At 35.6% G+C, this 25343-nt stretch carries 23 protein-coding genes; 16 read left to right on the forward strand and 7 right to left on the reverse strand.

Annotated features, from left to right (window positions below; all coding sequences use genetic code 11):
* Positions 1–122 precede the first annotated feature (122 nt).
* The 3 genes from EGT34_RS11635 to rph all read left to right on the forward strand — a co-directional run bounded on the left by EGT34_RS11635 (position 123) and on the right by rph (position 3196).
* The gene (locus EGT34_RS11635; protein WP_000994564.1) at positions 123–1148 is read left to right on the forward strand and encodes a ferredoxin reductase; all 1026 of its coding nucleotides are present in this window, start codon (positions 123–125) and stop codon (positions 1146–1148) included.
* 30 nt (positions 1149–1178) lie between these two features.
* Positions 1179–2321 (forward strand): fatty acid desaturase family protein, encoded by a 1143-nt coding sequence (locus tag EGT34_RS11640; RefSeq protein ID WP_086242009.1) that lies wholly within the window; start codon positions 1179–1181, stop codon positions 2319–2321.
* A gap of 158 nt (positions 2322–2479) precedes the next feature.
* On the forward strand, positions 2480–3196 hold the full coding sequence (gene rph / locus EGT34_RS11645) for a ribonuclease PH (RefSeq protein ID WP_001217232.1): 717 nt from the start codon (positions 2480–2482) through the stop codon (positions 3194–3196).
* A gap of 111 nt (positions 3197–3307) precedes the next feature.
* Here rph and EGT34_RS21030 read toward each other — a convergent pair whose 3' ends face one another.
* On the reverse strand, positions 3308–3445 hold the full coding sequence (locus tag EGT34_RS21030) for a hypothetical protein (protein WP_001176440.1): 138 nt from the start codon (positions 3443–3445) through the stop codon (positions 3308–3310).
* Positions 3446–3485: 40 nt separating this feature from the next.
* On the opposite strand from EGT34_RS21030, the gene EGT34_RS11650 reads away from it, so the two are divergent.
* The gene (locus EGT34_RS11650) at positions 3486–5654 is read left to right on the forward strand and encodes a phosphocholine-specific phospholipase C (RefSeq protein WP_024437465.1); all 2169 of its coding nucleotides are present in this window, start codon (positions 3486–3488) and stop codon (positions 5652–5654) included.
* Between the two features lie 442 nt (positions 5655–6096).
* Entirely contained in the window at positions 6097–6264 is a 168-nt protein-coding gene (locus EGT34_RS11655; RefSeq protein WP_000938939.1) for a hypothetical protein, read from the forward strand.
* On the opposite strand, the gene nadC is transcribed toward EGT34_RS11655, so the two are convergent.
* Entirely contained in the window at positions 6261–7106 is an 846-nt protein-coding gene (nadC, locus tag EGT34_RS11660) for a carboxylating nicotinate-nucleotide diphosphorylase (RefSeq protein ID WP_002062462.1), read from the reverse strand. The genes EGT34_RS11655 and nadC overlap by 4 nt on opposite strands.
* 171 nt (positions 7107–7277) lie before the next feature.
* On the opposite strand from nadC, the gene ampD reads away from it, so the two are divergent.
* Positions 7278–7847: a 1,6-anhydro-N-acetylmuramyl-L-alanine amidase AmpD gene (gene ampD / locus EGT34_RS11665; RefSeq protein WP_031975053.1), complete on the forward strand. Its 570-nt coding sequence runs from the start codon at positions 7278–7280 to the stop codon at positions 7845–7847.
* Positions 7848–7919: 72 nt separating this feature from the next.
* On the forward strand, positions 7920–9470 hold the full coding sequence (gene murJ / locus EGT34_RS11670; protein WP_014465999.1) for a murein biosynthesis integral membrane protein MurJ: 1551 nt from the start codon (positions 7920–7922) through the stop codon (positions 9468–9470).
* Between the two features lie 45 nt (positions 9471–9515).
* Here murJ and EGT34_RS11675 read toward each other — a convergent pair whose 3' ends face one another.
* The 5 genes from EGT34_RS11675 to EGT34_RS11695 form a co-directional block, all read right to left on the reverse strand.
* On the reverse strand, positions 9516–10211 hold the full coding sequence (locus EGT34_RS11675; protein ID WP_000724220.1) for an FKBP-type peptidyl-prolyl cis-trans isomerase: 696 nt from the start codon (positions 10209–10211) through the stop codon (positions 9516–9518).
* A 51-nt stretch (positions 10212–10262) separates the two neighbouring features.
* Positions 10263–10985, reverse strand: coding sequence for an FKBP-type peptidyl-prolyl cis-trans isomerase (locus EGT34_RS11680; protein WP_000030394.1), 723 nt, complete (start codon positions 10983–10985; stop codon positions 10263–10265).
* Positions 10986–11176: 191 nt separating this feature from the next.
* Positions 11177–13363, reverse strand: coding sequence for a polysaccharide biosynthesis tyrosine autokinase (locus EGT34_RS11685; protein ID WP_031975052.1), 2187 nt, complete (start codon positions 13361–13363; stop codon positions 11177–11179).
* Between the two features lie 19 nt (positions 13364–13382).
* Positions 13383–13811 carry a low molecular weight protein-tyrosine-phosphatase gene (locus EGT34_RS11690; RefSeq protein ID WP_031975051.1) on the reverse strand — a complete coding sequence of 143 codons (429 nt, stop codon included), beginning with the start codon at positions 13809–13811 and terminating at the stop codon, positions 13383–13385.
* A 4-nt stretch (positions 13812–13815) separates the two neighbouring features.
* The gene (locus EGT34_RS11695) at positions 13816–14916 is read right to left on the reverse strand and encodes a polysaccharide biosynthesis/export family protein (RefSeq protein WP_031975050.1); all 1101 of its coding nucleotides are present in this window, start codon (positions 14914–14916) and stop codon (positions 13816–13818) included.
* 355 nt (positions 14917–15271) lie between these two features.
* On the opposite strand from EGT34_RS11695, the gene tviB reads away from it, so the two are divergent.
* The 9 genes from tviB to EGT34_RS11740 all read left to right on the forward strand — a co-directional run bounded on the left by tviB (position 15272) and on the right by EGT34_RS11740 (position 25339).
* A complete protein-coding gene (tviB, locus tag EGT34_RS11700; RefSeq protein ID WP_031975049.1) occupies positions 15272–16546 on the forward strand; it encodes a Vi polysaccharide biosynthesis UDP-N-acetylglucosamine C-6 dehydrogenase TviB in 1275 nt (424 codons plus the stop codon).
* Positions 16547–16561: 15 nt separating this feature from the next.
* Entirely contained in the window at positions 16562–18079 is a 1518-nt protein-coding gene (locus tag EGT34_RS11705; RefSeq protein WP_031975048.1) for an oligosaccharide flippase family protein, read from the forward strand.
* 3 nt (positions 18080–18082) lie between these two features.
* Entirely contained in the window at positions 18083–19048 is a 966-nt protein-coding gene (locus EGT34_RS11710; protein ID WP_050591083.1) for a polysaccharide pyruvyl transferase family protein, read from the forward strand.
* The gene (locus EGT34_RS11715) at positions 19042–20010 is read left to right on the forward strand and encodes a glycosyltransferase (protein ID WP_050591082.1); all 969 of its coding nucleotides are present in this window, start codon (positions 19042–19044) and stop codon (positions 20008–20010) included. The genes EGT34_RS11710 and EGT34_RS11715 overlap by 7 nt, the downstream gene beginning before the upstream one ends.
* On the forward strand, positions 20007–21197 hold the full coding sequence (locus EGT34_RS11720) for a hypothetical protein (protein ID WP_031975045.1): 1191 nt from the start codon (positions 20007–20009) through the stop codon (positions 21195–21197). Before EGT34_RS11715 ends, EGT34_RS11720 begins: the two co-directional genes overlap by 4 nt.
* Complete coding sequence (locus tag EGT34_RS11725; RefSeq protein ID WP_031975044.1) at positions 21194–22273, forward strand: glycosyltransferase; 1080 nt, start codon at positions 21194–21196, stop codon at positions 22271–22273. Before EGT34_RS11720 ends, EGT34_RS11725 begins: the two co-directional genes overlap by 4 nt.
* A complete protein-coding gene (locus tag EGT34_RS11730; protein WP_031975043.1) occupies positions 22274–23050 on the forward strand; it encodes a glycosyltransferase family 2 protein in 777 nt (258 codons plus the stop codon).
* A 28-nt stretch (positions 23051–23078) separates the two neighbouring features.
* Positions 23079–24245, forward strand: coding sequence for a nucleotide sugar dehydrogenase (locus tag EGT34_RS11735; RefSeq protein WP_031975042.1), 1167 nt, complete (start codon positions 23079–23081; stop codon positions 24243–24245).
* A 473-nt stretch (positions 24246–24718) separates the two neighbouring features.
* Complete coding sequence (locus tag EGT34_RS11740) at positions 24719–25339, forward strand: sugar transferase (protein WP_031974854.1); 621 nt, start codon at positions 24719–24721, stop codon at positions 25337–25339.
* Positions 25340–25343 lie beyond the last annotated feature (4 nt).

A 25343-nucleotide genomic window follows, 5' to 3' on the forward strand; every position in this document is an offset into this window, starting at 1 on the left:
TTTCATAAAAAAAATAGTGAACAAGTGTTGACTGAGTGAACACTTATAAATATAGTGTACATATGTTCACTATACGAACATGTGTTCACTCAAATAAATAGCCAGAAACAAAAGAGGAACGTATGAACGCAACACTTAACTATCAACCACATTGGGTTCGAGAAGATTTCGTTGATTTTGTTTTGCAGAAAATTAACGTGACTTGGGCTTGGAAAAGGGTACTTGCAGAAGTTACCGCTGTTCAGCCGCTTCATACCGATATGGTACTGATCAAGCTTAAACCAAATCGTAATTTTAATTTCGAACAGGTTTGTGCGGGACAAAGTATTTTACTGACTTTACTTATCGATGGCGTTTACCAACAACGTAGCTATTCGATTATTGAAGTAACCACTCAAGGTGAAATCGCTTTAGGTATTAAAATACAAGGCTTGGTGTCTCGTGCAGCTCAACTATTACATGTAGGCGAGTGTGTTGAGATTTCACAGCCACAAGGTGATTTTATTTTACATCAAGGTCAGCAGCCTGCGATTTTAATTGCCTCAGGAAGTGGTATTACTGCAATTTATTCACTCTTGCAGCAAGCTTTAAAACAGCAGCTTGAACAAATCCATGTCATTTATTTTAATCGTGCAGAAATTTTTCATGCCGAATTAAAAGCTTTGGCAGAACAGCATCCACAGCTTCAATATCATTTTTTTAATACCAGCGAGCAAAAACAACATTTAACGGAAAGCTTACTACAAAAGCTGGTTCCAGATTTTGCGCAGACTGCGACCTATATATGTGGGCACCACAGCATGATGCAGCAGGCGAATGAAATTTATACGCAAAAAGGTGCTCAGTCTCAGCTTCATCAAGAGTATTTCCAACCACTTCAAGTGACTGGTACACATGCAGCACAGCCTGTTATTTTCCGCCGTGCGCAACACGAGTTTTTAGCTGAAACAAATTTACTGAGCAGTGCAGAGCAGGCAGGTTTACGTCCGCAACATGGCTGCCGTATGGGTGTTTGTAATAAATGCAGTTGTACCAAAGTGAGCGGAGTTACTCAAAACCTGTTAACAGGTGAAATTGAAGACCAACCGAACCGTCCAATTAAACTATGCGTGAGCCAGGCATTAAGCCCAGTCACGATTGATCTATAAAAAGAATTAAAGAGGATTAACCTTATGAATATGGCATTAAAAGTTTCTATGGCTTCTAAATCTGCTCATTTAACCCCTGAGCAAATTGAAGAATTTGGCCGCCGTGTTGAACAGATTCGTCAAGATGTTATGCAAAGTCTTGGTGAGCAAGATGCAAAATATATCTACAAAGTCCGTAACTTTGTTCGCTATACCGAAATCGCATCACGTGGCATGTTGATGTTTGGTGGCTGGATTCCTCCTGTCTGGTTATTGGGTACAGGTTTACTGGGTATTTCTAAAATTGTAGAAAACATGGAACTTGGTCATAACGTTATGCACGGTCAGTTTGACTGGTTAAATGAACCAAGTCTGAATGGTAATACCTATGATTGGGATACCATTGCCTCTGGTGATGACTGGCGTGAAACACACAACTATGTACATCACACCTATACCAATATTGTCGGTAAAGATCATGATGTCGGTTATGGCATTTTGCGAGTAAGCGATCAACAGAAGTGGGAACCTCGTCACCTATTTAATATTCCTCTGGCTCTACAGTTAATGTTTTTCTTTGAATGGTATGTAGGTGTACAAAATCTACATCTTGAAGATGCATTAGTTTATAAAACCAAAAGCTGGAAACAGGTGTGGGAAGATGCGGCTAAGGTCCGTAAAAAAGCAACACGCCAAGTTTTAAAGGATTATGTGTTTTTTCCTGTGATCTCTGGTCCTATGTTTTTACCGGTTTTTGCAGGCAATGTAGTTGCGAATATTATTCGTAACTTGTGGTCATCTGCTGTAATTTTTAATGGTCACTTTACTGAAGATGCAGAAACGTTTGAGCCGGATAATACCGACACTGAAACTAAGGCAGAGTGGTATTTACGTCAGATTCGTGGTTCAAGTAATTTTAGTGGTACAGAATGGCTTCATTTTATGAGTGGTAATTTAAGCCATCAAATCGAACACCATTTATTCCCAGATATGCCTGCCAACCGCTATAAAGAAGTAGCACCGAAAATTAAGGCACTCTGTGCAGAATACGGTATTAACTACAATGAAGCTAATTTCATGCGTCAGTTCTGGAGTGTATGGGTGCGTTTAGCAAAATGCTCATTACCAAACCACACCACTGCAAAAGTGAGGCAGACATTAGAAAAATTAAAAGCAAAATTCAAATTTGCCTAATAGATAGACCAATAAATAGCTCCTAAAAAGGGGCTATTTTTATTTTTAAGTCTTGAAAAGTGCAGACTTACATTTGAAAGTAGGGAATAAACTCAACCTGTCAAAATCCTTTGCTATACTATGCCCAAGTTTGTATTTAAGAGAATTTAGGAAGGATTATGCGTATTGACCAACGTGCATTAGACCAATTACGTGAAGTGAAAATTACACGAAACTACACCCGTTATGCTGAAGGTTCTGTGCTGGTCGAATTTGGTCACACCAAAGTCCTTTGTACTGCAAGCATTGATAACTCAGTGCCACGCTTTCTAAAAGGCCAAGGTCAAGGCTGGGTAACAGCAGAATATGGCATGTTACCGCGCTCAACACACTCACGTTGTGATCGTGAAGCTGCTCGTGGCAAACAAACTGGTCGTACTCAAGAAATCCAACGCCTGATTGGTCGTAGCTTACGTGCGATGGTTGATTTGAAAAAGCTTGGTGAAAATACCATTACCATCGACTGTGATGTCATTCAGGCTGATGGCGGTACACGTACTGCTTCAATCACTGGTGCTGCTGTAGCATTGGTTGATGCGATGAATGTTCTACTTGCACAGAAAAAAATTAAGCAAGATCCACTTAAAGGCTTAGTTGCTGCAATTTCTGTAGGTATGTATCAAGATGAAGTATTACTTGATCTTTGCTATGAAGAAGACTCGAACTGTCAAACTGACTTAAATGTCGTGATGACACAAGCAGGCGAGTTTATTGAAATTCAAGGTACAGCGGAAGACAAACCGTTTACCCGTGCTCAAAGCAATGCCATGTTAGAAATGGCTGAAAAAGGAATTGCCGAGCTTATTAAAAAGCAACAAGAAGCTTTAGGCTGGTAAGTTTAAGTTTTCTAAAAAACGCATCTTCGGATGCGTTTTTTTATACCTTCATCAAATCGACATAAAAACATCACTTGCCTGTCACCTTTTCGCTTTATTAGTAGTTCGCATTTAAACCGTTTGGAAAAAACCAATGCGAAAACTTTCAATTTTATTAATTACATCTTTAGCACTCATGCTCAGTGCTTGTAACGATGATAATGACTCAGATAATTCATCGCCAACAACACCGCCTACCAGTAATTGCAAAATGCACTGTGCACCATAATAAGAACTCAGGATAGAACTAATGAATCGTCGCGAATTTCTTTTAAATTCTACAAAAACAATGTTTGGGACCGCTGCTCTGGCGAGTTTCCCGCTGAGTATTCAAAAAGCGTTAGCAATTGACGCCAAAGTTGAAAGTGGAACTATTCAAGATGTTAAACACATTGTGATTTTGACTCAGGAAAACCGTTCATTTGATAATTATTTTGGAACACTAAAAGGTGTACGTGGCTTCGGTGACCGTTTTACCATTCCTATGACAGAAGGCCGAAAGGTTTGGGAACAATATGACGCCAACAAAAAGAAAGTATTGCCATACCACTTAGATAGTCGTTTAGGAAATGCTCAGCGTGTTACTGGTACAAATCATTCATGGTCAGATGGTCAAGGTGCTTGGGATAATGGGCGTATGAGTGATTGGGTAGCGCATAAACAACCGCAGTCGATGGGCTACTACAAAAAACAAGAAGTTGAATATCAATTTGCCTTAGCGAATGCTTTTACGATTTGTGATGCCTACCACTGTGCCATGCACGCGGGAACTAACCCGAACCGTAAATTTATCTGGACGGGAACCAATGGACCTACAGGCGCAGGTGTTGCGAGTGTGGTCAACGAATTTGATGGAATTGGTCCATCAACAGAAGGTTATGAATGGACGACATATCCTGAGCGTTTACAGCAGGCTGGCGTGACATGGAAAGTTTATCAAAACATGCCGGATAACTTTACTGATAACCCTTTAGCTGGTTTCAAGCAATATCGCCGTGCAAATGAGCAATCTGGTCAACCTGTCAGTAACGACACACTAATGTGTCCAGCATATGATGAAAAGATTGATGTGCCTCAACCACTTTACAAAGGTATTGCCAATACCATGCCGGACGGTGGTTTTCTAGGAACTTTTAAAGCTGATATTGCGCAAGGTAAATTACCGCAGGTGAGCTGGTTGGTCGCACCTGCAACTTACAGTGAACATCCGGGGCCATCTAGTCCTGTACAAGGCGCTTGGTATATTCAGGAAGTATTAAATGCATTAACTGAAAACTCTCAAGTGTGGAGCCAAACCGTTTTATTGGTGAACTTCGATGAAAATGACGGTTTCTTTGACCATGTTCCTTCACCAAGCGCACCTTCTAAAGATATAAACGGTGTTGTATATGGAAAAACCACTTTAATGGACCAACAAGTATCTTATGAATACTTTAACCATCCAGCAGTAGCGACTTCAAAATCTCAACCCGAAACAGACGGACGGGTGTATGGCCCAGGTGTACGCGTTCCAATGTATGTGATTTCGCCGTGGAGCCGTGGAGGATGGGTAAATTCTCAAGTCTTTGATCATACTTCTATTTTACAGTTCTTGGAAAAACGTTTTGGTGTGCAAGAACCTAACATTAGCCCATACCGCCGTGCTGTATGTGGTGATTTAACAACGGCATTTAATTTTAAAACACCGAATCTTTTGCCTGTTGCTGAACTAGATGGGAAGAAAACAAAAGCCGAAGCCGATGCGATTCGTGTCGCTCAAGAACTATTGCCGCAAGTTTCTGTTCCGAGCCAGCAACAATTTCCTCAGCAGGAAATAGGAATTCGACCTTCGCGTGCTTTACCTTATATTTTGCACACCAGTGCCAAAGTCGATGCCACTCAAAAAACGGTTAAGCTGATGTTCTCCAATACGGGTAAACAGGCAGCCGTTTTCCATGTCTATAACCGATTAGATCTTACGGCAATTCCACGCCGTTATATGGTTGAGGCGGGCAAACAGCTTGATGACGTGTGGAATACTATCAATGGACAGTATGATTTATGGGTACTTGGACCAAATGGTTTTCACCGTGCGTTTAAAGGTAATTTGAGTCAAGCTAATCAGACTCAAGCATTACCGGAAATTAGAGTATGTGTAGAAGAATGTGATGCGAATTTATATTTAAAAGTGCGTCATGATGGTAATAAGACAGTCAAGCTCAACGTCAAAGCTAATGCTTATCTACCAAACAAGACATGGGCGATAGAAACCAATAGTGTTGAAAAAGAACTGGTTTGGGATATGTCTGAATTCGGTGGTTGGTATGACTTTACGGTGACATTAGCGGATGATGCGACATTTAGTCGCCGTTTTGCAGGACGTATAGAAACTCAAGAAGATTCAATTTCTGATCCATATATGGGGTATTTAGAGTCTTAGGTTGGTAGGTTATTTTCCTTAATGAAGGTATTGAAATTTATTCCTCATTAACTGGTGCTAAAAGTCATCTGCAACCTGTCTATAATCTATAAGGATCTTATTTTTGCAACAAAATAGGATAGAGGATGAAAATGGGCAGGTTTTGCAGATGACAATGCCTTTGGTTACTTTGGGCAAAACCAAAGTAACAGAATGAGCTGTTGGCAAAAAAATTATAAGCGGTAAGACTCTGCCGCGTAGGCCGAATAGAGAAACGAGATATCCACATCACGATAGTAAATAAAGGGAATAGGGTGTTTATATAAAATACTATGTGGGAAGATGCTGTCGTATAGATGAATAATAAAAACAAAGACTTACCTTTTGTAACAGAATCTCCTAAGCCTGGTCATATTTATCTTTTACCTTGAAACCCTAATTTTTTAAAGTGATGGGGAAATTTATGCTACAAGGTTTTATTGTATTATTAGCAGTAGTTACTTTTGTTTTAATGGCTGCCGATCCACGGGATAGTGGGGCACAAGCGACTCAGTCAGCATGGCAAAAAACACAAGCGGCAGACATGACCAAGTCGCAAAAAAATACTAATAATGATGCTGATTTTATTTAGGCATTAAAACGCATTGATAAATCAACGGCTTTGACATCTTTAGTCAACACGCCCATAGAAATATAGTCGACACCAGTAGTTGCTACTTCGCGTAAGTTTTCAATAGTGATATTGCCCGAAGCTTCGAGTTTACAGCGTCCCGCCACGTGTTTTACAGCATCAATCATTTGTTGTTGGCTAAAATTGTCGAGCATGACAATATCTGCACCTGCTTCAAGCGCTTGGTTTAGCTCATCCCAAGTTTCAACTTCGACTTCAACAGGTTTACCCGGCGCAATTTGATGTGCTTTTGCTATCGCTTGGGCAATACCGCCCGCTGCCATAATATGATTTTCTTTAATTAAGAATGCATCAAATAAACCGAGGCGGTGATTTTGTCCGCCGCCGACGGTTACGGCATATTTTTGTGCAATACGTAAGCCCGGTAAAGTTTTACGTGTATCGAGAAGTTTTGTATTTAAACCTTCAAGATGTTGAACATATTCAGCAGTTTTTGTAGCCACAGCTGATAATGTTTGAATAAAGTTTAAAGCAGGGCGCTCTACAGTCAGTAAGCTACGTGCAGAACCAGTAAGCTTTAAAAAGGCTTCATTTGCAGCAACACGGTCACCTTCTTGTTTTAACCAAGTCACCTGTACAGTGTTGTCATACGCTGAGATGAGTGCATTTACCCACGGCTGTCCAGCTAAAACCATATTTTCACGGCTAATAATAGTTGCGGTAGCCTGTTCATCTTCAGGTGTGAGCATGGCGGTAATGTCACCGTCCCCAATATCTTCTTGTAATGCTTGTTGAATATTGATTTGAATTGACTGTTCAAGCAAAGACTGAGGTATGCTCATACGGTTTCCATTTTGTCGATGACCCTAAAACTTGCGATATATTAGCACCGTCGACTTTAAAAATAAGCTGTTTTATCAGATTAATCGCGATAAACAATCATGCTGACTACTCTGAAAAGCAATTAACTGTTTTAAACTAAAACAATTGGCCGGCAATTTATTGGCATCTCAATGAAGCAAAACACACCGTATGAAGTTATAGATGGACAATTAAAAGGAGCGAGACAAGTACCTTCTCCAAATTTTAACCAGCGTCCCGCTGGTACCGAAATACAAATGATTGTGGTTCATAATATAAGCTTGCCGCCTTCTCAGTTTGGGGGAGGCTATATTGAACAGTTTTTCCAGAATAAATTAGATTGGTCCGTTCATCCCTATTTTCAGACTATTGAAGGTATGCAAGTCTCTACACACCTGTTAATTTTACGAACAGGTGAAGTCCTACAGTTTGTTAACTTTAATGATCGTGCATGGCATGCAGGGCGTTCAAGCTACTTAGCCAAAGTTGAATGTAATGATTATTCAATTGGTATTGAGCTTGAAGGAAGTGATGATTTACCTTTTGAAGACTTACAATATGAAGTACTAACTGACGTTGTTACTGCTATCCGTCAGGCCTATCCTGAAATTAAAAACCATATTGCAGGGCATTCAGACATTGCACCGGGCCGAAAAACCGATCCGGGACCTTATTTTAAATGGCAGCACTTTAGGCAGTTGTTAGCACAGAAAAAAACTTGAGTTCATTCATCATTTTACAACGAAAAGATTTTCTAGTTTCATTACAATAGCGACTTTCGAATATAGCTGTAGGTGAGTACGATGGCATTATGGCGATCGACTTTTATTGTCAGTGCGATGACGATGTTGTCACGGGTATTGGGCTTAGTACGAGATGTCGTATTGCTCAACGTGTTTGGTGCGGGTAAAGATTTCGATACCTTCGTTGTGGCTTTTCGTATTCCCAACTTCTTTCGACGGTTGTTTGCCGAAGGGGCTTTTTCACAGGCTTTTATTCCGGTATTGACCGAATATAAAACAGGTCGTGCGCATGCAGAAGTACAGATCTTAATTAGTCGAGTATTTGGCTGTTTGCTGACAGTCATGACTTTACTGACTTTTGTGGCTATGGTTTTAGCTCCAGCAATTATCTATATGTATGCGCCGGGCTTCCATAATGACCCTGAAAAGTTTGATTTAGCGGTCAGTATGTTCCGTCTGACCATTCCATATTTAATGTTTATGTCGCTTACGGCTTTTGCCAGCAGCATCTTAAACAGTTATGGCTCGTTTGCCTCGCCAGCTTTTTCACCTGTTTTACTGAACGTAGCAATGATTGCAGGGGCTTGGTGGCTTACACCGTATATGGCTGAGCCAATCAAAGCTTTAGGTTGGTCAGTTGTTGCAGCTGGTATTTTACAGTTAGCTATACAAATTCCTGAGTTATGGCGTAAAAACTTACTGATCCCACCGAAAGTTGATTTTAAACATGAAGGTGTAGAACGTATTTTAAAATTAATGCTTCCAGCATTATTTGGTGTATCTGTGACTCAGATTAACCTATTGCTAAATACGATTTGGGCATCTTTCATGCAAGATGGTTCAGTGTCTTGGCTCTACAGTGCCGAACGTATGACTGAGCTACCTTTAGGATTAATTGGTGTTGCGATTGGTACAGTGATTTTGCCTTCACTGTCAGCACGTCATGCTGAACAAGACCAAGCGAAATTTCGTAGCATGATTGATTGGGCAGCGAAAGTGATTGTATTGGTGGGGTTACCAGCAAGTATTGCTTTATTTATGCTTTCTACACCGATTATTCAGGCATTGTTCCAACGCGGTGAGTTTGATTTACGCGATACACAAATGACAGCACTCGCATTGCAGTGTATGAGCGCTGGTGTAATTTCCTTTATGTTAATTAAAGTATTTGCACCAGGTTTCTATGCGCAGCAAGATACCAAAACACCGGTCCGTGTGGGTTTAATGTCTGTTGCTGCCAATGCGATTTTAAACGTTGTATTTATTGGATTTTTTAAACTAATCAATTGGCATGCAGAGCATATGGCGCTTGCATTAGCCTCTTCTGGTTCAGCTTTAGTAAATGCAGGTTTGCTCTATTTTTATCTGCATAAGCGTAATATTTTCCGATTTGGAGCACATTGGAAAAAACTGGCACTTCAATATGGTTTGGCTAACCTGGCGATGATTGCAGCGCTTTGGTTCGGGTTAAATTGGTATAACGGTGAACTCTCTCAATGGATTCGTGTTGCAGAGGTAGTAGGTTTATGCGTTATAGGTGTGATCGCTTACTTAATTGGCTTATTACTGACAGGCTTTAGACCGAGAGATTTAAAACACTAAAATAAAAAAGCGATCAATTTAGATCGCTTTTTTTATCTTCGAAAATTATTTTGGCAAAACTTGTAGCAACTCAATATCAAAAATTAAAGTACTATTTGGACCGATACTATCCCCAGCACCAACTTCACCATAAGCAAGTTTTGCTGGAATGAAGAAACGGGTTTTACCGCCTTCTTTCATAGTTTGTAAGCCTTCGGTCCATCCGGCAATCACTTGATTTAACTGAAAATCAACGGGATGATTACGTGCAATTGAGCTATCAAATACAGTTCCGTCGAGTAAACGTCCTTCATAGTTTACTTTTACACGAGAGGTGGCTTTAGGTGTTTTACCAGTGCCTTCTTTTAATACCTGATATTGCAGACCTGATTTAGTCGTAATCACACCAGATTTTTTAGCATTTTCTGCCAGAAAAGCTGCACCAGCCTGAGCGTTTTGTTGACCTTGTTTTTGAAATTCGACTAGCTGTTTAGCTTCTAATGTTTTTTTATAATCATTAATTGCTTTCGCCATTTCTTCATCAGTTAGGCGTGCTGTCTTATTTTGAGCACCTTCTTGTAAACCTTGGTAAAAAATATCAAGATTTAAATCTGTTAACGCATCAGTATTATTACGGCCCATTAAATAACCATAACTATAACTAAACTGATCTTTTGCCGGACTTTTATTTGTTATCGGTGCAGCAGCAAAAACAGATAAACTCATCGTTGACGCTGCAATAACCAAACTGATTTTTTTCATGTCATTTTCCAAAAAAAAACAGGAGAGTATAACGACTCTCCTGGATTGTTATTATTTCACTGAAATGAGTTCTACATCAAAAATCAGTGTACTGTTTGCTGGAATTCCAGGAAGCTCTTGTGGGCCATATGCAAGATTTGATGGTATGAAGAAAGTCGCTTTTCCACCTTCTTTCATGAGTTGAAGACCTTCAGTCCAACCTGGAATGACCTGATTAAGCGGGAATTCTACTGGTTGACCACGCTTATAAGAACTATCGAAAACCTGTCCATTAATTAAGCGGCCTTCATAATGTACTTTAACAATAGACTGAGCAGTTGGCTGTTTACCAGTACCTTCTTTAGTAATGATATATTGCAAACCTGATGCAGTGGTTTTTACGTCAGCTTTCGTTTTGTTTTCTGCAAGGAACTGTGCATCTGCAGAGTCAGCAGCCGTACCTGCTTGCTCAGGTTTGTCTTGATGCTGCATTTTTTGTTGTAACTCTTTTTCATAAGCAGCAACGGCAGCTTTTAAATCTTCTTGAGTATAAGCACTAGGCTGCTTATTGCGCGCATCATGGATCCCTTGAACAAATGCTTTCGTATCCAGTTCAGGAGGAGTTTGTTGAGCAACTTCATACCCAAGAACATAACTGATTTTTTGAATTGGAGAAGCATTTTTGTCTGCTTTACGTCCGACTTCTGTGGTCGGATGTTGAGTTGCATAATATACAGGTACAAGTGCAGCACCGCCTAAAACTACAGCGACAGCAATGGGTAAGGCTTTACTCATAAAAGGTTCCAAAAATAATCATTTGAGTCTAAAAGGCTGCTTCGATCTTAGCATGCTTCGACTTAAGCATAGAATGTTTAACAAAAAAAACGAGTGGTTTTTTATATATTTTAGTTAGTTTTAATGTGGCAAAACTTAAAAAGCAAATAAAAAACCGGATCATTTGATCCGGTTTTTATGAAGAGTTTTAATTAGTCTTCTTTTTGTGCCTTATAGGCATAAGCATAGTTATAGCCATAACCATAGCCAGCGCTAGCACGTTGAATATCATTGAGAATAAAGCCGTTAACTTTAACACCCGCCTGTTCAAAACGATTAACAGTTAGTTCAAGCTCTTTCATTTGTGACTTGGCGTAGCGTGCAACAATTAAGTTCACACCAGTATATTGCGAAATAATAATACCATCGGTTACCGCAAGCACTGGTGGAGTATCAATAATGATGTGGTCGTATTGGCTTTGTAGCTGCTCAAGTAATTCCTTAAACTGGTTTGAGCTTAAAATCTCTGAAGGATTTGTTGGGCTCTTACCACGAGTGATCACATCAAGATTGGCTACCTGAGTTTTGTGCAATACTTTTTGTAAATCAGCTTGTCCACTTAGAAATTCTGACAGACCAGGCTTTACATCAACATCGAAATATTTATGCATATAGCCACGACGCATGTCTGCATCAATGAGTAATACACGCTTGTCACTTTGAGCAAAAATAGTTGCAAGGTTGGTCGAAATAAACGATTTACCTACTTCAGGAGAGGGACCTGCAATCATAATGATATTATTTTTTGCATTTGCTAATGCAAAGTGAATAGCTGTACGAATACTACGTAAGCTCTCAATAGCAATATCATCACTATTTTTAACCGCAAGAATAGGAATACTCTTCTTCTTCTTTAAAATCTTGATGCGGCTTTCTTGAATTGGAGAACGAGGTACAGTTGCATAAACCGGTAAATCCAATTCATTTTCAATTTGGCCAGAATCTTTAATACCCGTACGTAACATATTACGTAATAGGGCTAGTAGAGCTCCAATAAAGCCGCCCACAAATACTGATAAAATAAGAACTAACAGTTTTCTAGGCTTAATAGGTTCAACTGGCTCAACTGCAGTGTCGACAATACGTACATTACCAATTTCACCGGCTTTGGCAATACGAAGTTGTTGGTATGAATTTAAAAGAGCTGTATAGAGCTGTGTTTTAACTTCAACTTCACGATAAAGCTGTAAATATTGGCGCTGAACATCGGGTAATTGTTTTAAAGTACTATTGAGCTCACTAATTTGCTTATTAATCGCAGCGAGCTGGCCATTAATTTCACGCATTGCTGGGTGCTCTGCAGTATATTTAGCTGCCATTTCAGCTTGTTTCTGCTCAAGCTCTGCTTTTTTAGTTTCCAAAGTAATACTCTGGGTTAAATAAAGCTCAGATTCTTTAGTCACATCAACGGTATTATACTGTTGACGGAATTTATTAAATTGACGCTCTGCATCATCTAGCTGTTTTTTCAGGTCAGGTAGTTGTTCATCTAAAAATTTTAAGGTTTGAGCAGATTCTGCCGAACGGCGCTCAATATTTTGTGCACTATAGGTTGCTAAAATCGCATTGAGAACTTTGGTAATATGCTCTTTGTCTTGACCTTGATAGTTAAGACCTAACACTCCTGTAAGTTTGCCGCGTTCTGCTACTGAATAATTTGCGCTAAGTGCATTTACAGCAGCTGGTATTGATTGACTTTTAATATTATAAGTTGCATCAAATTGATCTTTCGTAAAGATAGCAACTTTCCATAAACCATGAGGACCAGCAACGTGATTAGTTTGGTTTAATGGAACAGTTAAGATGACTTCTTCAGTATCTGGATCTGTTAAACGTAAAGACTGTTTATCAAAATTAAGAAGTAAGTTTCTGTCAAGATAGTAAGCTGGAACTTCAAATTCACGTACTTCAAAACTTTTTAAGTCATCTTTAAATAAAACCGATTTTTTAGTGTATTCAGTTTTATAGTCAGTATCACTTAGTAAGCGATGGGTAAGTGTATTTTCAGTGCTAGAGACCTGTATATTTAGATGTAAGTCCTTAATGACCGTGCCTAAAACCAAACGAGATTTTAAAATTTCTATTTCTGCTTGGGCTGGTGATTTTTGCTCGATCATTTGTGATAAATCACCTAAAAGTGCAGCAGAAGCCCCTTTACTGTCTTCAACCTGAACTAAAGCATCTACCGAATAGGTATCTGGCGTTACACGTAAATAGAGTAGGGCACATACAACGCTTAAAATAACGCATAGAGCAATGAGTTTCCACTGAGCAATCAGTGAAAAAAACAATTCTTTTAAGTCAATTGTATCTTCGGTATTAGTATTCTGTTGGTTCATATGCTTAAAAATCTATACGTTAAATATAAGGTTTCCAGTCAGCCACGCATTGCTGAATGAGTTGGCAAGTTTCATCAAATACAGCTTGCTCATGCTGGTAGGGATCGGGCACATTTTTATTTTGCCAATGACCTAAACGGAAAGTTTTTCCTTTTGCAAAGGGCCAAGTTTGTTCAATATGCTTTTGTTGGTTACTGCTCATCACTAGAATAAGATCAGCTTTTTTGATGAGCTCGGCATTGAGCTTTCTCGCAATATGAGGCTGCATATCAATGCCTAAATGCTGCATACAGAGCTGGGCCTTTTCATCGGCTTGATGCCCAATCAACCCCGAAATACCCGCAGATTCAATATTGAGTTGAGGATATTGCTGTTTTAAAAGATATTCTGCCATAGGGCTACGGCAAATATTCCCAATACAAACCACCAAAATATTTTTAATTTGCATAAAATTATTGTCCCAAACGGTCTATGTTATATAAAGCATTTGAGAACGGGATAATCTGATTAACCACACGTTGCCAACGCGTCAAGCCAGTCGCATCGACATAAACAATATCGTTACTGCGTAATCTAAATTGATTCGCTAAGCCAAAATCTCCAATACTCATTAAATTTAAATGATAAATTTGGGTTGTGTGGTCATTTGGGTTTGTCCGTACTACATATATGCGGCTAGCGCTGGCTGAATTTGGATTAATACCCAAACTTTCACCTAGAGCATCAGTCAATGTCATGCCTTGATCGCGCATTGGTAGCGCTTGATTTTTACCTGATTCACCCATCACATAAATTTTTTGGTTCTCACGAGTACTGACATAAATGGTATCGTTCGGCTGAACCAAAAGTTTGTGCAGTGAATAGCCTGCTTTTTCTAAATCAATCGTATTTAGATTATAGGTTCTACCATTTCGAATGAGTTGAATATAAGTATTATCACCAGTAGTAGTGACGCCACCTGCCATACCCAATGCAGTATAAATACTCACAGGTTGGTCACTTAAATAAAATTGTCCACCTTTGGTAACACTGCCTTGCACAGAGAAGCGTTGACCTTCATAAGACAATACACGTACAACCACATCAGGGTTTTTTAAGAAACGAGAAAGTTGGTTATGAAGTTCACGGTTCACTTGGGCCAGTGTTTTACCGGCAGCTTTATAACGGCCGACTAGAGGAAATTGAATATAACCACTCTGATCAATCGGATAACCATTCGCCTGAATAGACTGTTCACTACTAATATTGTTTACGGGTGGTGTAATTTCTGGATAAGCCCATAGTTGAATCGAGAGAATATCTCCTGGACTTAAACGGTAAATAGATTGTTGGTTTTTAAATAAAGATGCGTAGTCGCGTTGGTAGTCGATTTGAGCAGGCTGAATTGCTGGTAATGTTTCTTGAGAAATTTTAACGACATTAACGGTCGTTCCAAGATCTGTTTTATAAACACCTTCACTCGGAATATCATAGGTTTGTAAGCCGGACGTAACTGCACAACTGGCAGCACTTAAACTCAAGGCAAGAACAGAGAAAAACTGGCAATACTTCACACGCGACCCTTTGTGTATTTATCTTTAATTGATATTGTCTACTGCATAGTGACAAGTGTCTATTAAACGCAGGATGCACAGATTCTAGCTTAAAAGAAATGAAAAAACACCGAAAAATCGCAAGGCTTTGTATGTTTAGTTTATCTAGGTCGGGCTTTTAAGCAGTAGTCACGGTGTAGAAATATTAAAAATGTATAGTTTTGGCTAAATTGGAAAAGATTACTTATAGATGTTGTAAACACATTTATACAATTGATATACGGCGCTAAAAGAAAATCTGATATAGTACGCTGCACTGTTAGTGCCAAAAGCATGATTTATTAGATATAAACTCTAAGGAAAAAGGCTCGTTTATATGCAAATTGCCAAATTAAAAATAGCAATTATTGGGTTAGGCTATGTTGGCTTGCCGTTGGCAGTTGAGTTTGGAAAAAAGGTGCCGGTTGTCGGCTTTGATATTTATCAAAAACGTATAGATGAGCTTAAGAATGGTCAAGATCATACCTTAGAAGTTTCACCTGAAGAATTAAAGCAAGCTGTTCACCTCAAATATACTGCTCATTTAGATGATTTACAGGACTCTAATTTTTTCATAGTCACAGTACCTACACCAATTGATGACTTTAAGCAGCCTGATTTAACTCCTTTAATTAAAGCCTCGACGAGTATTGGTCAGGTGCTTAAAAAGGGAGATGTGGTGGTATATGAGTCCACAGTATATCCAGGTGCGACAGAAGAAGTGTGTATTCCTGTATTAGAAAAAGTATCAGGACTCAAGTTTAATCAAGATTTCTTTGCCGGTTATAGTCCAGAGCGGATTAACCCCGGTGACAAGCAACATCGTGTAACTAATATTCTAAAAATCACATCGGGTTCCACACCTGATGTAGCTGATTATGTTGATGAGATTTATAATTTAATTATTGAAGCGGGCACTCATAAGGCACCGAGCATAAAAGTTGCAGAAGCAGCTAAAGTAATTGAAAATACTCAGCGTGACGTTAATATTGCACTGATCAATGAATTGGCCCTTATTTTTAATAAGTTAGGCGTTGATACTGAAGAAGTCCTTAAAGCAGCTGGAACAAAGTGGAACTTTTTACCATTTCGTCCAGGCTTGGTGGGTGGGCATTGTATAGGTGTAGATCCCTATTATCTTACCCATAAAGCCCAGTCTATCGGGTTGCATCCTGAAATTATTTTAGCGGCTCGGCGCTTAAATGATCGTATGGGTGAGCATGTGGCGACTCAGCTTATAAAAGAGATGGTTAAGCAACGAATTCAGGTCGTTGGCGCACGTATTTTAGTGATGGGTCTTAGTTTTAAAGAAAACTGTCCTGATATTCGTAATACAAAAATTGTCGATTTTATTAAAGCCTTGAAAGAATACGATTTAGATTTAGATATCTATGACCCGTGGGTAGATGATACAGAAGTACAACACGAATATGGTTTAGCGCCAATTAAAGAATTACAACAAGGCTTGTATGATGCGATCGTTATTGCCGTTGCCCATAATCAGTTTAAATCAATGAGTGCACATGAGTTTCATGCCTTAGGTAAAGAAAAGCATGTACTCTATGATTTGAAATATGTTTTAACTCAAAATGAGTCCTCTATTCGACTTTGATTCGAAAGGTTAAATTTGAAAAAAGAAGCTACAATAGTTGTAAAAAATACACTCTATATGTTTTTAAGAATGTTCTTTGTAATGTTCTTAACGCTTTTTTCTACTCGTCTTTTATTAAAAACACTAGGTTTTGAAGGGTACGGAATTTATGATCTAATTTTTGGGGTCGTTATTCTTTTCAATATACTGAGTGGATCAATGGCGACCACATTGCAACGTTTCTACAATGTATCACATGGAGATTCCAAAAAACAATCAAATATTTATAGTGTGTCTCTACAAATCTTTTTGCTTATTAGTTTATTGGTGCTGGGTCTTGGGTTTAGTCTTGCTGGTGGTATTGTTGGCCAATTGAATATACCGATTTATCATAGTGATGATGCAGTCACATTCTTTAAGTTATGTGTGGTTAATCTCGTATTTATGGTTTTTAGACTGCCATTTATTGCTTTATTAATTTCAAATGAAAAAATGAGTGTATATGCATCGATTTCAATTTTTGATGCGGTGCTGAAATTTCTGGGCGTCTTAGTATTAAGCTATATTTCAATAAGTCAATCTAATTTAGTTGTTTATGGTTATATTTTGAGTGCAGTAACCCTTGTAGTTACACTAGTTTATGTTTTGATGTGTTATATGCAACTAAATATGCCTAAGTTGCAGAAAAGGGTCGAAAAAAAATATTATAAAGAAATATTATCATTTTCGGGATGGACATTATTTGGAAGTAGTGCTGCTTTATTTTCACAACAAGGTTTATCAATCACATTAAATAAGTTTTTTGGAGTTCTTGTTAATGCTGCTAATGCTGTTGCTCAACAAATCTATACAGCCGTCTATCAATTTGTAAGTAGTTTTCAAACGGCCTATAGTCCGTATTTGATGAAAACTTATGCACAAGAAGACTTTGATAAGTTAAAAAAATTAATTGTTTTTTTCTCTAAATTTTCTATTTTTCTATATTTACTAGTTGCTGTACCATTATTCACTTTTTCTGATCAAATTTTGCAATTGTGGTTAGGGCGTGTGCCAGAGCATGCAGTATTGTTTACGCGCTTAACTTTAGTTGTAATACTATTTGAAGTGCTTTCAGCCCCTTTATGGTTGACTGTTCAAGCATCTGGTAATATTCGACGTTACCAAATGGTAATCTCATGTATTTTAACTCTAAATTTACCGATTGCTTACATGAGTTTTATGGTATGGAAACAGCCGATGCTAGCTTTTATTGCAAAAACACTCACTGCGATCTTAGCTTATATCTATAGAGTACATAATGTCCATTCTCTGAAGTGTCTGAATCTTCTTGAATATTTCAAGCAATTAATTTTAAGAATATGTTTACTGTTAATTGTAATGACACCTATTGTTTGGGTATATATGTCTTATAATAGCTTGAGTATTATAGATATTATACTAAATATATTATTTATAATGTTTTTACTGAGCATTGTAGCTTTTCCTGTATTGCTCAATCGAAATGAACATAAAATAATTTTTACTTTTGTATCTAAGGTTTTAAGAAAGGTTTAAATAATGAATGCAAAAGATTTAAAGAGACACCTACAGTCTATTATTGAATCTAAACTATCACCTTTAATTGATAGTAATTATGTTTATTGGGATTTACCTTACCATATAAATATTGGCGATACATTAATTTGGCAAGGAACTTTGGATTTTTTATCAGATAAACCATATAAAATGATGGATTATGGAAATTCAGCTACGGCTTCTCTAACCCCTCTTGATTCTAATGTAGTTATTTTATTACATGGTGGAGGGAATTTTGGTGATATTTATGGCTCAAGTCAGAAATTTAGAAAAGATGTCATAAAGTTATATCCTGATAATAAGATCATTATTTTACCGCAAACTATTTATTTTAAAGATAAGGACGTTGAGAAAGAAGATTTTCAATATTTTGCTCAACATAAAAATTTATATTTATGTGTCCGTGATCAGTTCTCTTATAATTTGGCTTGTCAATATTTAGATAAAGGTAAGGTTCTATTTTTACCTGATATGGCTTTTTGTATTAAGGATGAAAGGTTTATTAAATCTCAATCTACAGGTAAAAAGTTATTGATGAGTCGTATAGACGTAGAAGCTGTCCCTTTAGATAAAAAATATAGAGATCAAGTAAATTTACAGTCAGATTGGCCGACTTTTGAAAAGACTCCAATATATTGTAATTATTTGAAATTTTTATTCGCTATAAATCGAAAATTATCAAAAGGGCAGCGAAATAAACAGCATCCTTTTCTTATTAAATATATTAATAATTTTGCAATGAATACAGTTCGTACTCAATTGATTGATACGGGTATCCGATTTATTAATGATTTTGACGTGATTTATACAACACGGTTGCATGGCTGTATTTTGTCTTTACTATTAGATAAGAAAATCATTTTACTTGATAATTCTTATGGTAAGAATCGAGCATATTATGAAGCTTGGTTAACGGATAGTACTAATATTGAGGTGGAATCATGTTAGTTAGTGTTGTGCTTCCTGCATATAATGCTGAATTATATCTTAAAGAAGCAATTGATAGTGTTTTATCTCAAACATTTACTGACTTTGAGTTAATTATTCTTAATGATGGTTCGATAGATAGAACGGAAGAAATTATTTTATCGTATAATGATAGTCGTATTGTTTATGTGAAGAATGAGAAAAATTTAGGTTTAATTGGTACTTTAAACAAAGGGATTAATTTAGCAAAAGGTAAATATATTGCTCGCATGGATGCCGATGACATTTGCTTACCAGAGCGATTTAAAAAACAGGTTGATTTTCTAGAAAAGAATAATGAAATTGATCTTATTGGAACAAATGCAATTAAGATTAATAATAACGGTGACAGAATAGGTGTTATTAATATGCCTGCATCAGATCATGATATAAAAATGATGCTTTTTATTCAGTCTCCATTTATTCATCCTTCTATTATGGGGCGTACAACAGTTTTTAGAAGCTTTGAATATGAAAAAGAATTTTATAGAGTGGAAGACTATATGTTGTGGATTAGAATGTCCCAAAATAGTAAATTTCATAATATAAATGAGTTTTTATTAAAATATAGGTATTTAGATAATAGTGAGTCAAAATTATTAAACAAAAATTATTCTAAAAAAAGAGATGCGCTAATAAATATTTATAGAATTCTTTTCTTGAATAATAATATTAGCTTTAGTGAAGATGAATTGAAAACATATTCTTCGAGTATGGTTCGGTATTGTGCTAAAGATATTGATTTTAAAAAACTATCGAAAATTTATTTTCGGATTATTAGTAAGTTGAATAATCGAGAAATTAAGAATAATTTAGGATATAGGTGGATTATCTCTTTTTTATTTAATCCAAAGAAAATACTTCAATATATAAATCTTTTCTTATGTAATAAATTGACATATAAGGGTGGAGTGTTACTGTATAAAGAGTTGATAAAAAGATGATTAATCATGTAAGTTACACTTTAGGGTTATTCCTAATATTGTTTGTTTATCTTTTAAATCTTAAAGTGGTATTTCCACCCTATTATATGATTCTTCCAATCGCATTTTTAGGTGGTTTGTTGTTTTACTTAAATCTAAATAATTTTGGTAGAGTAAATAAAATTTTTGTAAGCCAATTATTTCTTTTGCTTGGTTTTTTATTTTTTTGGTCAATTAGCTCTATAATAAACAGTGTATCTAGTTATGATTACATAAAAGAGATTTTTATTACCTCAATTCTTTTTTTATTTTCTGCATTATTTATTAATTATTATACAAGAAACAAAGATCCAGATTTTGTAATAACAATGATTGGGCAGGTGGTTGTTTTTCAGTTGCTTTTGTCTTTTATTGCATATTTAAGTCCAACATTTTTTAATATCATATTCTCTATTGTACAAGTTGATAATCTTGAAGGCGATACATTAGCTGCGTTTAATGATGCACGGATGGTTGGTGTTGGTAAATCTTTTTTTGGATTGGGAGTCTTGAATTGTATTACTTTGCTTTTATTAGCATTTCAAATTAGTAAAAAAACAAAATACATTGTATGGGATGTGATAGCCTATATTACAATTGCTTTTGTAGGTTTTTTAGGAGCTAGGACAACTATTGTTGGTTTTTTATTAAGTTTGATTTTGTTTTATAAGAATCCCAAGATTATTTTAAAATCTATTTTAGGTTTGTTTTTTCTTATTGTTTTAGTCATTCCATTTTATAATATTCTAATTCAAAATGATAAAATAATATTACTTAAGGATTTTGGCTTTGATCTTTTACTAGATACAGATGATTCACAAGCTGCACAATCTTTTGGCAAATTGACATCAATGTTTGATATATACCCTGATAATTTAAAAACTTGGGTGTTTGGTGATGTTTTTTATCGTACAGAAGATGGTGGGTATTATAAGAATACAGATGTTGGATATTTTAGGATTATTTTTAGTGGAGGGATAATTGGCTTAATTTATTATATGTTTGTTTCTTTTTTTATGATTTTGAAATCTAGATTTATCCAACAATCAAAAGTTCTAATGTTTTTGCTTATTTTACTATTTTTAGTTTTAAATTTTAAGGGAGTTGCTAATATTTATTATTTTTTGGCAATATTATTATTCTTGAAAACTGGTGGTAGATCTAAATGATAGTAGTGGCTCATGCGTTAGGTGGAACATTGAAGGGTGGCGTCTTCAACATGGTACTAAATTTTAATAAAGAGTTGAAAGATACCTGTAAATTTATATATTTAGTCATGGAGGATTATGCTGATCCTAAAGTTATTTATCAATTAGAAAAATTGGGAGCTCAAGTGGTTGTAATCCCAAATTTTAGAAATTTTATTCACTATATTGTCTTTTTATTGTCTTTTTATTATAAAAATAAAATAGATGTTGTTCATGTCCATAATCCAAACATAGGGATTATTGATATCTTTTTCTCAATGTTTTTTGGTGTTGAGAATAGAATTGTGCATAGCCATAGCTCTGTTTTTTCAGCTAAAATTATAAATTGTTATATAAATAAATTTCTAAATATTTTTCTAAATATTTTTTCTACTAATAAATTGGCTTGTAGTAAAAAAGCTGGAATTGCAAAATTTAAAAATAATAAGTTTCAAGTTGTTTTTAATGGTATTGATATAAATGAATATAAATATTCATTGAGTGATAGAAGGCTTTATAGGGAGAAGTTTGGGTTGGATGAAAGTGATATTATTCTAGGCCATGTAGGGGCCTTCAACTCTATAAAAAATCAAGACTTTATAGTTGATATTTTTGATGAGCTTTTGAAAATGAAGAAAAACTATATACTTTTTTTTGTGGGTGATGGAGACTTGAAAGAGATAGTAATTTCTAAAGTAAAAGAATTAAAATTGGAGAAGAAAATTTTCTTTCTGGGACAAAGAGATGATGTAAACTCTTTGTTATCAATGTTTGATATATTTTTATTTCCTTCAAAGTTTGAAGGTCTAGGAATTAGTGTAGTAGAAGCCCAGGCTGTTGGATTAAAAAGTATTGTCTCTGAAAATGTTCCTGTTGAAACGAAGGTAACGGATATTATTTCATACATTCCTCTAGAAAGACAGATATGGGTTAATAAGATTATTAATACAAATTTAGTAATAGAAAGGGACAAGTATAATAATATTGTTGAAAATTCTCAATTTAATATTAAGTATGCTGCTAAAGATCTTTTGGACATTTATAAGTTGATTAATTAAATGAATAAATTAGTTTCTATTATAACCCCATCTTTTAACTCGGCAGAATATATTTCTAAAACTATACAGTCTGTTCTTTTACAGACATATGATGATTGGGAAATGATAATAGTAGATGATTGTTCTACTGATAATTCTGTTAATATTATAAATGATTTCGTAAGTATAGATTCTCGAATTAAGTTGATTCAACTTCAGAAGAATTCTGGTGCAGCTGTTGCTCGTAATACAGGCATTCAATATGCCCAAGGACGTTTTATTGCTTTTTTAGATAGTGATGATAGCTGGAATGATAGAAAATTAGAGAAACAAGTTCATTTCATGTTGGCAAATGATTACGCTTTTACATATACAGCTTATCATAAAGTAAATGAGTTAGATGAAAATATAGGAAATATGTATATTCCTAATAAAGTAAATTACCATCAATTATTAAAAACCTGTATTATTGGTTGCTTAACTGCAATGTACGACGTACATAAATTAGGAAAGGTAGAATTCCCTCTTATACGTAAGCGTCAAGATTTTGCTTTATGGTTGAAGATTCTTAAGCAAGAATCTTTTGCTTATGGATTGCAAGAAGATCTTGCAAGTTATACTGTACGATCGGATTCAATATCTGCGAATAAATTTAAAGCAGCCCAATATAATTGGCAGTTATATAGACATATTGAAAAATTGCCATTATTAAAAAGTTGCTATTATTTTTTTCATTATGCGGTAAAGGGTATTATTCGCAGCAAATTTCCAAAAGTAGCTGATTTATTAAAAATTTAATGATGTATAAGGTAGGATGATTATGTCTATAACAATATCTGTGGTAGGTTTAGGGTATGTTGGGCTCTCTAATGCAATACTTTTGGCTCAGCATAATCAGGTGTTTGCGATAGATAATAATATAGAGCGTGTAAACTTAGTAAATGAAAAAAAAGCCCCGATTCATGATAGAGAAATTATAGAATATCTTAAGAATAAAAAGTTAAATCTTCAAGCAACTTTGGATTATAAATCAGCTTATAGACAATCTGAAGTTATCATTATTGCTACGCCTACTGATTATGATGAGGTTAAAAATTATTTTAATACCTCATCGGTTGAATCGGTTATTGAGAGTATTTTAGAAATTAATAAAGAAGCCCTTATTATTATTAAATCTACTGTTCCAGTTGGATTTGTTAATACAATGCGCGCTAAATATAATACTGATAATATAGTTTTTTCTCCAGAATTCCTTCGAGAAGGTAAAGCTTTACACGATAATTTATATCCTTCACGAATTATTGTTGGAGAACAATCTGAAAGAGCTCAAGAGTTTGCATATTTATTACAACAAGGTGCAATAAAACGGGATATTCCTATTTTATTAACTAATTCAACAGAAGCTGAGGCGGTAAAATTATTTGCAAATACATATCTCGCTATGAGAGTTGCATTTTTTAACGAGCTGGATACATATGCAGAAATTAAGAATTTAGATGCTAAACAAATTATAGAGGGGGTATGCTTAGATCCTCGTATTGGTAACTACTATAATAATCCTTCTTTTGGTTATGGCGGTTATTGCTTGCCAAAGGATACTAAACAGTTATTAGCTAATTATACTGATATACCTAATGATATTATTAAAGCGATTGTGAAAGCTAACAATACACGTAAAGAGTTTATTGTGCGGAGTCTACTTTCTAGAGATGTCAGAACAGTTGGAGTCTATCGACTTATCATGAAACAAGGGTCTGATAACTTCCGTTCTTCTGCAGTACAGACTATTATAGATAATTTATTGAAAAATAAAGTTAATGTTATTATATATGAGCCTACTTTAAATGAGAACATATTTAATGGATGTTCTATAGAGAATAATATTAATATTTTTAAAAAACAGTGTGATATTATTATCTCTAACCGCCTTGAAGATAATTTATTAGATGTTTTAGATAAAGTTTATACACGTGATATTTTTAATAATAATTAATTATATATTATCTGGATTATAAATAAGGCTGTGTAATTGGAATTTTAAATTCTATTACGCAGTCCTATAAAGTTTATATATTTTTCGTTAGTTGGATGTATTTTTTAGAGAAAAGTCTAGTTATAATTCTGATTTGTATATTTTTTAGTGTGTAGGTGACTACATTTAGGTGTGAAGTTAATTGGAAATAATTAATAGTTACTGACTATGAGGTGTATGTATAATTTTTAATTTTTGTAACTTTTATATAAAATTTAAATACTAAGTGTTGTGTATTTATTTTTTATTGTAATTTTATTAGTTGAGATTACAAAGTTTGAAATGGGAACTTTAATACACTACTATAATGTTGTGTCTTATCTTTGATTCAGCTTCGTTATTTCTTAAGTCGAAGTTAATAGTGTGTAATCTATATTACTTTCATGTTTATATATGCTTTCCTAGGAAAGATTGAGAAGAGAGTGAATGAAAATATGAAGCGTCTAGTAGACATTGTCATTTCGTTGATAGCTTTAACCTTACTGTCGCCAATATTTCTGATTGTTGCATATAAGGTCCGTAAAAATTTAGGTTCACCAATATTCTTTTACCAAGAAAGACCTGGAAAGGACGGAAAATTATTTAAAATGATTAAGTTCCGTTCAATGAAAGATGCTTTTGACGCTAATGGGAATCCATTGCCAGATGAAGCTCGTATTACTCCATTTGGTCAAAAATTGCGTTCAACTAGCCTAGATGAAATGCCACAGCTCATTAATGTATTAAAAGGTGACATGAGTGTAGTCGGTCCGCGTCCAATGCTAAAAGACTTTGTTGCCTTATATTCACCGGAACAAGCACGTCGTTTAGAAGTTCGCCCAGGTATGACAGGCTTGGCTCAGGTAAGTGGGCGTAACGAACTCGATTATGAGGAACGATTTAAATGTGATGTATGGTATGTAGATAACCACAACGTCTGGGTCGACTTTAAAATCATGTTTAAAACAGTCAAAGTAATGTTAAGTCGTGAAGGCATTAATGCGCCAGGACATGTTGGACCATCTTTGTTTAAGGGTAACGATACTCAAGAAAATGTCGATTCGTCTGTAAAGTAAATTT

The organism is Acinetobacter sp. FDAARGOS_558 (assembly GCF_003937785.1).
GTDB classification, from domain to species: domain Bacteria; phylum Pseudomonadota; class Gammaproteobacteria; order Pseudomonadales; family Moraxellaceae; genus Acinetobacter; species Acinetobacter baumannii.

Bases quoted from the DNA above. Each gene is read 5' to 3' on its own strand.
- rph (WP_001217232.1), top strand. From the start codon at position 2,480: ATGCGTATTGACCAACGTGCATTAGACCAATTACGTGAAGTGAAAATT.
- EGT34_RS11725 (WP_031975044.1), top strand. From the start codon at position 21,194: ATGATAGTAGTGGCTCATGCGTTAGGTGGAACATTGAAGGGTGGCGTC.
- EGT34_RS11690 (WP_031975051.1), bottom strand. From the start codon at position 13,811: ATGCAAATTAAAAATATTTTGGTGGTTTGTATTGGGAATATTTGCCGT.
- EGT34_RS11685 (WP_031975052.1), bottom strand. From the start codon at position 13,363: ATGAACCAACAGAATACTAATACCGAAGATACAATTGACTTAAAAGAA.
- nadC (WP_002062462.1), bottom strand. From the start codon at position 7,106: ATGAGCATACCTCAGTCTTTGCTTGAACAGTCAATTCAAATCAATATT.
- EGT34_RS11720 (WP_031975045.1), top strand. From the start codon at position 20,007: ATGATTAATCATGTAAGTTACACTTTAGGGTTATTCCTAATATTGTTT.
- tviB (WP_031975049.1), top strand. From the start codon at position 15,272: ATGCAAATTGCCAAATTAAAAATAGCAATTATTGGGTTAGGCTATGTT.
- EGT34_RS11680 (WP_000030394.1), bottom strand. From the start codon at position 10,985: ATGAGTAAAGCCTTACCCATTGCTGTCGCTGTAGTTTTAGGCGGTGCT.
- EGT34_RS11650 (WP_024437465.1), top strand. From the start codon at position 3,486: ATGAATCGTCGCGAATTTCTTTTAAATTCTACAAAAACAATGTTTGGG.
- ampD (WP_031975053.1), top strand. From the start codon at position 7,278: ATGAAGCAAAACACACCGTATGAAGTTATAGATGGACAATTAAAAGGA.
- EGT34_RS11675 (WP_000724220.1), bottom strand. From the start codon at position 10,211: ATGAAAAAAATCAGTTTGGTTATTGCAGCGTCAACGATGAGTTTATCT.
- EGT34_RS11730 (WP_031975043.1), top strand. From the start codon at position 22,274: ATGAATAAATTAGTTTCTATTATAACCCCATCTTTTAACTCGGCAGAA.
- EGT34_RS11715 (WP_050591082.1), top strand. From the start codon at position 19,042: ATGTTAGTTAGTGTTGTGCTTCCTGCATATAATGCTGAATTATATCTT.
- EGT34_RS11710 (WP_050591083.1), top strand. From the start codon at position 18,083: ATGAATGCAAAAGATTTAAAGAGACACCTACAGTCTATTATTGAATCT.
- EGT34_RS11635 (WP_000994564.1), top strand. From the start codon at position 123: ATGAACGCAACACTTAACTATCAACCACATTGGGTTCGAGAAGATTTC.
- EGT34_RS11740 (WP_031974854.1), top strand. From the start codon at position 24,719: ATGAAGCGTCTAGTAGACATTGTCATTTCGTTGATAGCTTTAACCTTA.
- EGT34_RS11640 (WP_086242009.1), top strand. From the start codon at position 1,179: ATGGCATTAAAAGTTTCTATGGCTTCTAAATCTGCTCATTTAACCCCT.
- EGT34_RS11655 (WP_000938939.1), top strand. From the start codon at position 6,097: ATGCTACAAGGTTTTATTGTATTATTAGCAGTAGTTACTTTTGTTTTA.